Genomic DNA, 12266 nt, shown 5'->3' with positions numbered 1-12266 from the left:
ATGCTCGCGGATGGTTGGAGTCACGATACATAACGACGACAACTGTCCAGGCCTTCGCTTCTTATCGGTCATGTAAAACGATTGGCCCTGTATCCCCAAAGGGGGGCGTTCCCGACTACCACCGATAGGGGGCGTACACCGGCATGCACGTTGATTTGTCCGAGCCGTTGAGCGCTCCGGCGCTGTCGGGGAGCTTCGCGTCGGGGTCGGCGCCACCCGTGTAGGACGTCCCCTCGCGCCAGTCCGCGCCGACCACGAGTGTGATGGACGCAACGTGTGTGGATTCCTTCACAACCGCGGCCGGCAGCTTGAGGGCCTTCGCCACGGAGAGCGCGTCCGACCTTGCCTGGGCCCCCAGGTCCGCGGGGTAGTCGATCACGGTGGTGGCCGACGGCTGTGCCGCGGCGGCCTTCACGGCGCCCGTGAAGCCCCGGCCGGCCAGCAGGCCCGCCACGACGCCCGCGCGGCCGTTGACGGGCGCGCCCGTGCTGTCGCCGGCGGTGCCGTTGACCACCGTCACCGGGATCTCGGCGGCCGGCCGCGCCGGCGGTCCCGACTGGGCGGGCTTCTTCGGCTTCTTCGCGCCGTTGTTGTCGAAGGGCACGTCGTTCACGAGCTTCGCCCACACCTTGGGCGCGTCCACCACGTCCGGGACGTAGTGCTGGTCGTTCTCCGGGTCCGTGGCCGGCGGCATGGTGAGCATCGTGATCCGGTTCGACGGGACGCTCTTGAGCTCCATGCCGAGGTCGTACAGCTTCTTGGGGGTGCCGATCTCCTCGGAGACCTGCAGCGCCTTCGTCGCCGCCTCCGCCAGGTTCCGCAGCCGGCCGCTGTCGGTGAAGACGTTCTGCGAGCGCAGCTCCCGCACCATCGAGTTCATGTACATGTGCTGGGCCTCGGCCCGGCCGAGGTCGCTCTCGAAGGCGTGCCGGGTGCGCAGCCACTGCAGCGCGGTCTTCCCGGAGATCTTCTGCCGGCCCGCCCTGAGCTTCAGGCCGGAGCCGCCGGGCTGCTGCGCGGTGGGGTGGTCCCACACGTTCTGCTTCACGCACACCTCGACACCGCCCACGGCGTCGGCCATCTTCACCACACCCGCGAAGTCGATCATCATCCAGTGGTCGATGTAGACCTTGGTGAGGTTCTGGACGGTGGCCAGCGTGCAGCCCGGACCGCCGTGCGTGAGGCTCTCGTTGATGATCGCGTGCGTGGTGGCGGGGAACTTCTCGCCCGTCTTGGGATCGGTGCACTCGGGGATCGGCACCCGGGTGTCGCGCGGGATGCTCACCACCGACATGTTGCTGCGGTCCGCGGAGACGTGGACCAGCATGATCACGTCGGCGCGCGGCTTGTCCCCGCGGGTGTACTTCGCGCCGCCCAGCTTCAGGTTGGCGTCGGTGTTGCGGCTGTCGGAGCCCAGCAGAAGGATGTTGAGCGCGTTCGTGGGCGCCTTGTGCACGTTGCTGGCGCCGCTGCTGCGCTTGCCCTTGCGGATGTTGTGGCTCAAGTGCTGGTAGTACGCGTAACCGGCCCCCGCCGTACCGAGTATCAGCAGGGCCAGGACCACCGCGGTCCAGCGCAGCGCACGCCGCCCGCGGCGCCGCGGCGTCCCCGCGGGAGGCTGTGCGCCGCCGCCGTCCGCCACGGCCGCCGCCGGTGTCCCGCCCGGCACCTTTGCCTCATGCTGCGGCCGCGTCTCGTACAGGCTGTCGTCCCACCCGAGATCGCGTACGCCACGGTCGGTCATGTCTGGTCCCCACCCCTGAAGCCCCGTTGGATCCCCGTAGATGTGTTCCCGCTGTGTTCCTGCTGCTGCGGAGCGAGCCGGCGTCGCCGCACGGCCGCCGGACTACTTGGCGCAGACGCTTCTGTCGTCCGCCTCGACCTTCTGGATGCCCTCGGGCGCCTTGGTGGGTGCCGTGATCGGCGTCCCCGCGGTGGTGAAGTCCTTGCCGAGGGTGAGCGTCATGTTGGCGCGCGGCGCCGCGTTCTCGGTGCCCTGCGTGAGGGCGGAGGCGGGCAGCCCCATCATCTCGGCCAGCCGCCGTGCCTGGTCGGCCTGGTTGGGGGCGTACTCCAGCGTCGTCTTCTTCACCTCGGCGGGCGCGTTGCCGCCGTTGGTGGAACGGCTGACGCCCTCCGAGTTCTGCAGCCAGTTGACGGTGTCCTGGGCCGCGCCGAAGATCCCGCTGCCGTTGAAGACCTCGACCCGCACGTTGACCGGGTCGGCCTTCGGGCCCTTGAGCTTGCCCGCGGCCGCGTCCTTCTCCTTCTTCTTCACCTCGGTGAGCGAGATGTCCTGACGCACCATGGTGAACAGCTGCGGCGCCCTGGTCTTGTCCAGCACGACCGTCGTGTGCACCTTCTCGGCGGGGTTGTCTATGACCGGGACCGTGGCGAAGGTGATGTTCTTGGTGTTCACCCGGCTCAGGTCCTTGGCCAGGTCGGCGAGCTTCGTCACGCTGCCGATGCCGGTGTCCACGGTGAGCGCCTTGGTCGCGGTGTTCGCCAGCTTCAGCAGCTTCGTCGGGCTGGTCAGCGTGTCGCCCGACTTCATCTCCCGCATCATCGAGCCCAGGAACTGCTGCTGCAGCTGGATACGGCTCAGGTCGCCGCCGAAGCCGACGCTGTGCCGGGTGCGGACGAACGCCAGCGCCTGCTCGCCCTCCACCTTGTGGCGGCCCTTGGACAGCTTGAGGTGCGAGTCCGGGTCGTCGATGTCCTTGGCCAGGCACACCTCGACGCCGCCCACCGCCGTGGACAGGTCCTTGACGGCGTCGAAGTTGGCCATCATGAAGTGGTCCGGCATGATCCCGGTCAGCGCCTGGACCGTGCGCATCGTGCAGCCGGGGTCGCGCCCGTACTGCCCCAGGCTGGTGTTGAAGCGGACCCCCTCCTCGCCCGGGATGAGCTTGGTGGAGCCGTCCGCCTGCTTCGTCGGGCAGTCCGGGATGTCGGTGATGATGTCGCGCGGGATGCTCAACGCGGTCGCGTTGGAGCGGTCCTTGGAGACATGGAAGAGGATCGTGGTGTCCGCGTGGCCGATGTTCGCCGTGTCGCCGTACTTGCCCTTCAGGCCCTGCCGGCTGTCGGTGCCGATCACGAGGATGTCGACCGGGCCGTTGGTGGTGGCGCTGCTGGAGCCGATGCCCGTGTCCACCGTGTTGATGTTGCCGTTGAGCTGCTGGTACAGGGCGTAGACGCCGATGCTCGCGGCCACCACCACGAGGCCGAGCGTGCCGGCGGTCCAGATCAGGGCCTTCTTCTTCCGGCCCGACTTGCGCGACTGCGCCTTGCGCCGGCCGGCGCGGGTCGCCGCGCGGCCGCCCGCGGTCTCCGGGACCGCACCCCGCCGTCCGCCCTGACCCGCGCGCTGGGCCTGCCGGCGCGGGCCGGGCGGCTGCTCCTGGCCGGGGCGGCCCTGACCGGCCTGCCCCTGGTGGCGGCTTCCGCTCCGCTGGGGATCGCGCGGCGCCCGGCGGCCGCCCTGGGACGGAACGGCGCGGTCCGCGGGCGCTCCCGGGTCCAGCCGCAGCTCGTAGCTGCCCGTCTCGGGATCGAACACCCACTGGTCCGCCGGGTCGACGTGCTGCTTACGGCCTTGCGTGTCCACGGTTGATCGAGTCCTCCGTCTCGGCCGCTGCGTCAGGCCGGATCGCCCACACTAACCCCACAGTTCAGCGTCCAGGGGCGCAGCTGACAAATTCCGGTCCCTACAACTGGACAAACTGTTCAATCCCCACTGCCTCCGCAGACATCGCGGTCCGCGGTCGTGCCGCGGTAGGAGGGGGCGTCCGTCGCGGTCCCCGTCGCAGAGGGAGATGCGGAAGCGGTGGATGTGGTTCCGCCGGGGCCGGGGCGGTCGCCCGGGCTGCTGCCCGCGCCGGAACTCGGGCTGTCGCCCGGGCCGTAACCCGGGTCGTCCTCCTGCACCGCCACGGTGCCGTCCTCGCGCAGCGTGGTGAAGAGCTTCTCGGCCGCGGGCTGCACCAGTTCGTCCCGGTTGGGGTCCGGGGTGTAGGGGCGGCGCGGCACCGTCAGGAAGCGCACCTGCCCCGCCGGCGTCCGGCGCAGGGTCTGGGTGAGGTCGTACAGCTCGCGCAGCGAGTCCAGTCCGGGGTCGGCGGTGAGGGAGGACGTTGCCGCGTCCAGCAGCGGATAGAGCTTGGCGGGGTTGAGCAGCACGCCCGAGCTGTCGACCTTCTTCACCAGCGAGGCCAGGAACTCCTGCTGCCGGTCGATGCGCTGGGTGTCGCTGCCGTCGCCGATGCCGTGGCGGGTGCGGACGTAGCCGAGCGCGTCCTCGCCGTGCAGCACCTGGCGGCCGGCCTTCAGGTCCAGGTGCGCGTCGCGGTCGTGCACATCGTGCGGGACGCAGACCTCGACGCCGCCGACCGCGTCGACCATCTTCTTGAACCCGTTGAAGTCCACCACGAGATGGTGGTCGACCCGGATCCCGGTCAGCTTCTCCACGGTCCGGATCGTGCACGCCGCCCCGCCGAACTCGAAGGCCCAGTTGAACTGGGCGAACTGGGCGTTGGACATGGTGCCGTCGGGCCGCCGGCAGGAGGGTATGTGCACCATCAGGTCGCGCGGCAGGCTGACCGCCGTCGCCGTCTTCCGGTCGGCGGCCAGGTGCAGCAGGATCGCGGTGTCCGAGCGCTGGGTGCCGGTGTCCTGCCCGTACCCGCGGTTGCCGCCGCCCCGGTTGTCGGAGCCGAGCAGCAGGATGTTCTCGGCGGAGGTCGCCTGCGGCAGCGCGCTGGGCCGCTCGGACTGGACGCGCAGCAGTTCGCGCGAGGTGTCGGTGTCCGTCTGGATGTTCCCGTCCAGATGCCGGTACAGGTGCCAGGCGACGCCCGCGCCGGCGAGCAGCGCCAGCGAGGTGACGCCGGCCAGGACGCGGACCCACCGCCGGCGGCGGCGCGGGCGCGCCGGCGGCGGCACCGCGTCGGGTGAGGTGTCCTTCGACTCCGGCGAATCGACTGGCGTGGTCACGTACGGTCCCGTCCTTCGGATGATGTGGCTTTCTTCTCACCCGTACAGACAGTTGAATTACGCAGTCGGTTGTGTGGAGTTGTTCATTTGTGCGTTCGGCCTTCCAAACCGCCCGGCTTCCGCCGGGGAGCCGCGGCCCCGGGGCTGCTTACGCCGTGTGGGTGACGCGCTCGCTCTCCCGGCGTTTGTCCAGGCCGGCGGGGGTCAGCCGGTCCAGGTGACGGCAGAGCACCACCGAACCGCCGGCGGCCAGCGGAGCCAGCAGCCCGGCCGCCAGCCCGTCCCAGTCGCCGTAGGACCGGCCCGACAGCAGCCTCGAGCCCGCGCCCAGGCCGAGCGACGCCGCCGACGCCGCCGCCCGCTCCGCCACCCCGGCGCCGGTCAGCACCTCGCCGCCCGGCAGTTCCAGCGCCGGGGCGCCGGGGTCCACGGGGGCGTACGGGGAGAAGCGGTCGCCCTGCGTCGGTACCTCCACCGCGTAGTCCGCGAACCCGGCCGGCGGCTGCGGGAAGCGCCCGCCCAGCGGACGCAGCGCCAGCGCGACCCGCTCGCCCGGGCAGGCGAGGGCCGCCTCCAGGGTGTCCGGGCCGGAGACGGCGAAGTCGGCGCCGGCCGGGTCCCCGCCGGGCACCGCCACGACGCCGGTGGAGAAGCAGGCGAGCAGCCACACCGCGGTCTGCCAGTGGGCGGGTAGCAGCAGCGCGGCCCGGTCACCCGGCTGGGCGCCGAGCTCGTCCTGGATGAGGTTGGCGGTCTTCGCCACCCAGTTGCCGAAGGTGGCCACGGACAGTTCGACGCGCTCACCGGTGGCGTCGTCGTAGAAGGTGACCAGGGGGCGGGCGGGGTCCGTCGCGAGCGCGGAACGCAGCAGGTCGGCGGGCGTACGGGCAGTCGATGTCACGCGGCCCAGGCTACGTCAGGTGGCCTGCGCACGGGCGTTGCTGAGGGAGCGGCAGACCGCCGCCCGGGAGTGGAACGTCCGTCAGATCCCGGCTGCGGGTTTATGGGCCTTATGTAAGTGTTTTTTCCATGCGTGCATTTATCGCCACTTCCGTCGGCTGCGCGTGCATGGCGGCTCTTGCCCTCCCGCTCGCGCTCCCCTCCGGTGCCACCGCGACGATCCACACCCCGTACCGGGCGGCCGCTCCCGACGTCCCGTCGGGGAGCACCCACACCCTGATGCTGGCCCCGCTCGCGACGTCCGGCCGGGCGCTCGGCTCACCCCTGGCCGAAGGGCTCTCCGAGCGCTCCGTCAAGCCGTTCTCCCTGCTCGGTGTGACCTGGGACGACGCCCGCACCGACCTGGAGGGAACGGTCCAGGTGCGCACGCGCTCCGTCGGCACCGGTATCTGGTCGGCCTGGCAGGATGTCGAGTCGCACTCCGAGGACGCCCCCGACGCCGGCTCTCCGGAAGCAACGGAGGCGGGTGTGCGCGGCGCCACCGCCCCGCTGTGGGTCGGCCGCTGCGACGGGGTCGAGGTGCGCGTGGTGCCCCGGCGGACCGGCGGCGTGCGCGGCGCGCTGCCCGCCCTGCCCGAGGGACTGCGGCTGGACATGATCGACCCGGGGGACGATCCGCCGGGGGCGCCATCGGCGGCGCCGTCCACCGCGGGCGCGCCGCCGTCCTCCGCGGACCCCGCCGACGGCCCCGCGCTGCCGGGCCGTCAGGACCGGCCCGGCGACCAGGACTCCCCGGGCGGCGGCGATCCGGCCGACACCGGCACCACGGGCGACACCGGGACAGGGGACACGAACAGCACGGACGGCCCGGACGGCACCGACGACCCGGACGACGAGTCCGGGGCCCCCGACGCGACCGACCCGACCGACACCTCGGGCACCGACGACGAACTCCCCGTCGTCCCCGCCCTCACCCGCAGCGAGACCGAGGCCCTCACCGGCCGCCGGTACATCGGCGCCCGTCCCCGCATCGTCACCCGCGCCGGCTGGAACGCCGACGAGTCCCTGCGCACCGAGGACTTCCTCTTCACCGACAACGTCGACGCGGTCTTCGTCCACCACAGCGCCACGGGCAACGACTACGACTGCTCCGACGCGCCGTCGCTCATCCGCAGTATCTACCGCTACCACATCAAAAGCAGCGGATGGCGCGACATCGGCTACAACTTCCTCGTCGACAAGTGCGGAACCATCTACGAGGGCCGGGGCGGCGGCGTCGCCAAGTCCGTGTTCGGCGCGCACACCCTCGGCTTCAACGCCGACAGCATGGGCGTCGCGGTGCTCGGCACGTTCAGCGACGACAAGCCCTCCGAGGCGGCACTCGACGCGGTCGCCCGACTCGCCGCATGGAAACTCGGCATCTACGGACACAATCCGGCGGGTACGGCATATCTCTTGTCAGGAGGGAGCAACAAGTACAGGAAGGGTGTCCGGGTCAGCTTCAATTCCATCTCCGGGCACCGCGACGGCTTCGCCACCGAGTGCCCAGGAACGGTGCTGTACGACGATCTCGGCTACATCCGCCGCAAGGCGGCGGCCCTTCAGGGTCGCTGATGGGAGCCGCGACGAGACCCGCATAGGATTGGCCGCTCGTACGTTCGGCCCCGCCAGGAAGCGGAGACAACACAGGTGACTGAAGCGATCCTCTTGGTCGGTGGAAAGGGCACGCGGCTGCGGCCGCTGACGGTGCACACCCCCAAGCCGATGGTCCCCGCGGCGGGTGTCCCCTTCCTGACCCACCAGTTGGCCAGGGCCCGTGCCGCGGGCGTCGAGCACATCGTTCTCGCCACCTCCTACCTCGCCGAGGTCTTCGAGCCCTGGTTCGGCGACGGCTCCGACCTCGGGCTGCGCCTGGAGTACGTCACCGAGGAGGAGCCCCTGGGCACCGGGGGCGCCATCCGCAACGTCGCGGACCGCCTCGACTCCGCGCCCGGCGACCCCGTCCTGATCTTCAACGGCGACATCCTCACCGGCCTCGACATCGCCGGCCTCGTCGCCACCCACCGCCGCAGCGGCGCGGACGTCTCCCTCCACCTCACCAAGGTCGACGACCCGCGCGCGTACGGACTGGTGCCGACCGATGCCGACGGCCGGGTCACCGCCTTCCTGGAGAAGCCGGAGACCCCCGAGGAGATCGTCACCGACCAGATCAACGCGGGCGCCTACGTCTTCAACCGCTCCGTCATCGACGCCATCCCCACCGGCCGCCCGGTCTCCGTCGAGCGGGAGACCTTCCCCGGCCTGCTCTCCGCCGGCGCGCACCTCCAGGGCATGGTCGACTCCACGTACTGGCTCGACCTCGGCACACCGCACGCCTTCGTGCGCGGCTCCGCCGACCTCGTCCTCGGGCGCGCCCCGTCCCCGGCGGTGCCGGGCCGCTGCGGCGAACGCCTCGTCATGGAAGGCGCCCGCGTCGCCGACGACGCCAAGCTCACCGGCGGCACGGCCGTGTCCCCCGGCGCGGTCATCGGCGCCGGCGCGGTGGTGGAGGGCAGCACCGTCCTGGCCGGAGCCGTCGTCCGCCCCGGCGCGGTCGTCACCGACTCCCTCATCGGCGAGGGCGCCGTCATCGGCGAACGCACCGTCCTCGACACCGCGGTCATCGGCGACTCCGCCCGCATCGGCGCGGACAACGAACTGCGCTTCGGCGCGCGGGTCTGGTGCGGGGCGGTCATCCCGGACGGGGCACTGCGCTTCTCGTCCGACCAGTGATTCCGGCCGGTGCGGGGGGCGCCGGCGCGTAGGCTCGGGGCGTGCATCCCGAGCAGACCCGACTCCTCCGCGGCGCGACGGCACGCGTGCCCGGCCCGCGCACCGCGGGCCGGATCCGCCGGTGGACCCCGCGCGGACCGCTGGACCTGGGCCTGACCCTCGGACCCCTGCGCCGCGGCCCCGGCGACCCCGCCTTCCGGGTGGGCCCCGACGGCGCGGTCTACCGCGCCTCGCGCACCCCCGAGGGCCCCGGCACCCTCCGCATCGCCCGCCCCGCCGGCGGCGAGGTCGAGGCCGAGGCGTGGGGCCCCGGTGCCGACTGGCTGCTCGACCGGCTGCCGGAACTGCTCGGCGACGCCGACAAGCCCGACGCGTTCACCGCCCGCCACCGGATCGTCCACGAGGCCCACCGCCGCAACCCCGGGCTCCGCCTGACCCGTACCGGCCTGGTCCTGGAATCGCTCGTGCCCGCGATCCTGGAGCAGAAGGTCACCTCCGACGAGGCATACCGCTCCTGGCGCGTCCTGCTGTGGCGCTTCGGCGAGCCCGCCCCCGGCCCCGGTGAGGAACTGCGCATGCGCGTCATGCCCGACGCGCGCGGCTGGGCCATGATCCCCTCCTGGGAGTGGCACCGCGCCAACGTGGACGGCAAGCGCTCCGCGGCCGCGGTGCGCGCCGCCCGCGCGGCCGCCCGCATGGAGCAGGCCACCGTGCTCGGCCCCGCCGAGGCCTCCGCCCGCCTCCAGGCGATCCCGGGCATCGGCCCCTGGACCGCCGCCGAGACCCTCCAGCGCAGCAACGGCGACCCCGACGCCGTCACGGTCGGCGACCTCCACCTGCCCCACACCGTCGGCTACGTACTCACCGGCGCCCACCGCACCGACGACGCCACCATGCTGGAGCTCCTCGAGCCCTACGCCGGCCAGCGCCACCGCGCCGCCCGCCTCATCCTCCTGACCGGCCGCCGCCCCCCGCGCCGCGCCCCCCGCATGGCCCCGGGCAACATCGTCCCCCTCTGACGCGCGGGACGCCGTCCTATGCTCTGCGGGTGACGACCACGAACGCCGACCTCGCCGACATACTCGACCGCCGCAGGCCGGAGGAGGAGGCGGAGCAACTGCTCGCCGCCGTCATCGATTTCGGCGTGTTCGTCCCCGTGGGCGACAACGGCTCAGTGATCTTCGTGAAGGGGCAGGACGGGGGGCCCGTGCTGCCCGGTTACGTCAGCGAGGAGTGCTGTCACCAACGGCTGCCCGAAGCGGCCGCCGCCCTTCATTGCGACGTGACGCGCCTGATGGACATCCAGAAGCACACGAACACCGAGGCCCTCGCCGTCTTCTCCGAACACGGCTGGGCCACGGTTCCCTTCGGCCTGGTGGCACAGGCCCTGCGCACGCGGGGCATGCGCCTGACGGCCGAGCGCACCGTGAAACTCAGCTGGTCCACGCATCCGATGGCCGTGGCGCTGCGCGACACGGTCCGCGACCGGCTCCTGGACTTCCCCGGCATCGGGTGCGTATGGATCGCGCAGGTCCGCTGGACGGACACGGGTATGGAGCAGCTCATGCTCCACATGGCGCTCACGGACGCCGCGCAACCGGACACGGCCGACGCCCTGATGGAGGACGTGCTCTCGGCGATCGCCCTCGGCGCCGAGACCCGCGAAGTCGTCCTACGGGTGCTGCGCCCTGAATCCGATGCCGATGCGGCCGCCGCGCGAGAACTCGACACGATGGGCCTGGACACCGTGCGCGCGGACCATGCCGCACGCCGTGTCGAGGTGGTCTCGCGCGAGTACGACGTGGCTCCCGAGCGGCCGCGCCGCTGGTGGCGCCGGTAGGCGCGCTGCCCAAGGCCATTGTCGGTGGCCGGCCGTAGTGTGCCGGGACAGGGAGCCGAAGGAGAGCCACCATGGGGTACTCGCGCGTACTGGTCGTCGCCCGCAGTCAGCGGCCGCTGCTGGACACGGCGTTGTTCGACGCGGTCCGGGACGACCGCGACTCCGTGGTCACCCTCCGGCCGAGGCCCGGAGGCTGGCAGACCGCCGAGTTCCACCATGAGGTGCTGGACGACCTGGACGAGGTCCTGCGCGAGGTCGTCCACTGGACCGGGGCGCCCGCCTGCGTCGCCTCGGTGCACGACGGCGATGTCGCACGGATACTCGGCCTCGCGCCGGGCGCCGGACGCTGGGAGGCATGGCTGAACGTGGGGAACGCGGCCGCCCTGCTGATGCACGTCCCCGACGACGTCGACGACACCGGCGAGTACTGCGGCACAGCGGAGTTCGAGGCGGCAAAGGCCCTGACCCGTGCCGAGTTGGAGGCCGGCATCCCCGACGCCTCCCGCGCCGCCCTGGCCTGGGCCCGCTCCGCCGGGTTCGGCGAGGGCGTGACGGCCGACGCGGTCGAGGACGTCCTGCGGTCGAAGGAGACATGCGCCGAGGAACTCTTCGCCATCCTCCTGGAACGGCTCGGCTTCCCGGCGCCGGCCGACCCGGGCGGTGCCCGGGCGATCGCGGTCTAGAGCCCGGCGGCGAAGCCGACGAAGTCGGCCCACTCGGCGGAGGTGAAGCCCAGCCTCGGCCCGTCCGGGTCCTTGGAGTCCCGCACGTGCACGATCCCCCGCCCAGCGTCTTGTCGCTGTTCCACCGCCTTCGTCTCCAGGCGCGCACAGTCCCGGAGCCATGCCGAGTGCCGCAGGCGTGGCTTCGCCCTGACCCGCTGGACGTACTCCCACGGTCGCCGGGCGCTCCTTCCGTACGACTCATCGAAGTCACTCTTTGTGACTAACCGATTGCCGAATGCATGTGCGCCCCACGTGAGCTACCTACGTTGATGCTTATGTCGGAGCACTGGCTGATCGAGCTCGAACCGGAGGTGCGCGAGTGGTTGGACACCCTGAGCACGGTGCAGTACCGCACAGTGGAACGTCAGGCGGACCGCCTTGCAGCGAGCCCCACGACAATCGGTGAACCGTACTCGCGGCACCTGCAAGGACCGGTCCGGGAGCTGCGCTTCGTTCTTGGCGTCGACTCGGTTCGGATCACCTACTGGCTTGCACCCGGGCGCCGTATCGTTCTGATGACGGTCTTCTCGAAGTCCCGGATGCGGGAGGAGGCGCAGGTGCATCGAGCGATGCTGAAGCAGAAGGAATGCGAAGCGGAGCATCCGCCTGCCCACGTGACGTACGACCGTGCACCGGAGGAGCGGACGTGAGCAAGGGCTATCACACGCAGTGGCGTATCCCGGACGAGCACCGTGCGGACCCCGCGTATGTCGAGGCCGGTGCGGCGATCGCTCTCGGGCAGGCCGTCCACGACCGCCGTGTCGCACTCGGGCTGTCCCAGCGGGAGTTCGCCGAACGCGCCGGGTTGCCCGAGAGCGAGGCGGAGCGGATCGAGGGCGGTGCCGTCACGCCGACGTTGCCGTTGCTGCACCGCCTCGCGCGGGCACTCGACGCCAAGTTGGATCTCTCGATCGAGGCAGACGAGACACACGTGAGCTTCGTGGCCCACGCCGCGTAGGCCTTGCTCACCGCATTTCGACGAACGTCTGCGCGCCCCGCGCCGGCAGGTGATTCCGGCCGCGCCTCGGGGGCGG

The 12266-nt window shown here is 71.6% G+C and carries 12 protein-coding genes; 7 read left to right on the top strand and 5 right to left on the bottom strand.

Annotation, left to right across the window (positions count from 1 at the left end; all coding sequences use genetic code 11):
- Window positions 1-115: 115 nt before the first annotated feature.
- The 4 genes from ACIP9H_RS37955 to ACIP9H_RS37940 form a co-directional block, all read right to left on the bottom strand.
- Window positions 116-1744 (bottom strand): LCP family protein, encoded by a 1629-nt coding sequence (locus tag ACIP9H_RS37955; RefSeq protein ID WP_401587900.1) that lies wholly within the window; start codon window positions 1742-1744, stop codon window positions 116-118.
- 102 nt (window positions 1745-1846) lie between these two features.
- Window positions 1847-3610, bottom strand: a complete 1764-nt coding sequence (locus ACIP9H_RS37950) for an LCP family protein (protein WP_401963519.1) — start codon at window positions 3608-3610, stop codon at window positions 1847-1849.
- Between the two features lie 119 nt (window positions 3611-3729).
- Window positions 3730-4995, bottom strand: a complete 1266-nt coding sequence (locus ACIP9H_RS37945) for an LCP family protein (RefSeq protein ID WP_401587906.1) — start codon at window positions 4993-4995, stop codon at window positions 3730-3732.
- Between the two features lie 148 nt (window positions 4996-5143).
- Window positions 5144-5896 carry a TIGR03089 family protein gene (locus tag ACIP9H_RS37940; protein ID WP_401587909.1) on the bottom strand — a complete coding sequence of 251 codons (753 nt, stop codon included), beginning with the start codon at window positions 5894-5896 and terminating at the stop codon, window positions 5144-5146.
- 167 nt (window positions 5897-6063) lie between these two features.
- Between ACIP9H_RS37940 and ACIP9H_RS37935 the strand changes: the two genes are divergently transcribed.
- The 5 genes from ACIP9H_RS37935 to ACIP9H_RS37915 all read left to right on the top strand — a co-directional run bounded on the left by ACIP9H_RS37935 (window position 6064) and on the right by ACIP9H_RS37915 (window position 11190).
- Window positions 6064-7509: a peptidoglycan recognition protein gene (locus ACIP9H_RS37935; RefSeq protein WP_401963517.1), complete on the top strand. Its 1446-nt coding sequence runs from the start codon at window positions 6064-6066 to the stop codon at window positions 7507-7509.
- A gap of 75 nt (window positions 7510-7584) precedes the next feature.
- Complete coding sequence (locus ACIP9H_RS37930; RefSeq protein ID WP_401587915.1) at window positions 7585-8667, top strand: sugar phosphate nucleotidyltransferase; 1083 nt, start codon at window positions 7585-7587, stop codon at window positions 8665-8667.
- An 86-nt stretch (window positions 8668-8753) separates the two neighbouring features.
- On the top strand, window positions 8754-9686 hold the full coding sequence (locus tag ACIP9H_RS37925; RefSeq protein ID WP_401963542.1) for a DNA-3-methyladenine glycosylase family protein: 933 nt from the start codon (window positions 8754-8756) through the stop codon (window positions 9684-9686).
- Between the two features lie 29 nt (window positions 9687-9715).
- Window positions 9716-10507 carry a hypothetical protein gene (locus ACIP9H_RS37920; RefSeq protein ID WP_401963515.1) on the top strand — a complete coding sequence of 264 codons (792 nt, stop codon included), beginning with the start codon at window positions 9716-9718 and terminating at the stop codon, window positions 10505-10507.
- Between the two features lie 71 nt (window positions 10508-10578).
- Window positions 10579-11190, top strand: a complete 612-nt coding sequence (locus ACIP9H_RS37915; RefSeq protein WP_401963513.1) for a hypothetical protein — start codon at window positions 10579-10581, stop codon at window positions 11188-11190.
- Here ACIP9H_RS37915 and ACIP9H_RS37910 read toward each other — a convergent pair.
- Window positions 11187-11315 carry a DUF397 domain-containing protein gene (locus ACIP9H_RS37910; RefSeq protein ID WP_401963511.1) on the bottom strand — a complete coding sequence of 43 codons (129 nt, stop codon included), beginning with the start codon at window positions 11313-11315 and terminating at the stop codon, window positions 11187-11189. The genes ACIP9H_RS37915 and ACIP9H_RS37910 overlap by 4 nt on opposite strands.
- 192 nt (window positions 11316-11507) lie before the next feature.
- Here ACIP9H_RS37910 and ACIP9H_RS37905 point away from each other — a divergent pair, with 192 nt between their 5' ends.
- Together ACIP9H_RS37905 and ACIP9H_RS37900 are read left to right on the top strand one after the other, a co-directional pair.
- Entirely contained in the window at window positions 11508-11882 is a 375-nt protein-coding gene (locus ACIP9H_RS37905) for a type II toxin-antitoxin system RelE/ParE family toxin (protein WP_401587924.1), read from the top strand.
- On the top strand, window positions 11879-12190 hold the full coding sequence (locus ACIP9H_RS37900) for a helix-turn-helix domain-containing protein (protein ID WP_401587927.1): 312 nt from the start codon (window positions 11879-11881) through the stop codon (window positions 12188-12190). Before ACIP9H_RS37905 ends, ACIP9H_RS37900 begins: the two co-directional genes overlap by 4 nt.
- Window positions 12191-12266 lie beyond the last annotated feature (76 nt).

The sequence above is a fragment of the Streptomyces sp. NPDC088732 genome (assembly GCF_044751205.1).
Classification (GTDB): domain Bacteria; phylum Actinomycetota; class Actinomycetes; order Streptomycetales; family Streptomycetaceae; genus Actinacidiphila.
The sequence above is the reverse complement of the archived record's forward strand: the minus strand, read 5'-3'. Positions and strand labels throughout refer to the sequence as shown.

Excerpts from the sequence above, each read along its gene's own strand:
- ACIP9H_RS37955 (WP_401587900.1), bottom strand. The coding sequence starts at position 1,744 with ATGACCGACCGTGGCGTACGCGATCTCGGGTGGGACGACAGCCTGTAC.
- ACIP9H_RS37935 (WP_401963517.1), top strand. The coding sequence starts at position 6,064 with ATGGCGGCTCTTGCCCTCCCGCTCGCGCTCCCCTCCGGTGCCACCGCG.
- ACIP9H_RS37915 (WP_401963513.1), top strand. The coding sequence starts at position 10,579 with ATGGGGTACTCGCGCGTACTGGTCGTCGCCCGCAGTCAGCGGCCGCTG.
- ACIP9H_RS37905 (WP_401587924.1), top strand. The coding sequence starts at position 11,508 with ATGTCGGAGCACTGGCTGATCGAGCTCGAACCGGAGGTGCGCGAGTGG.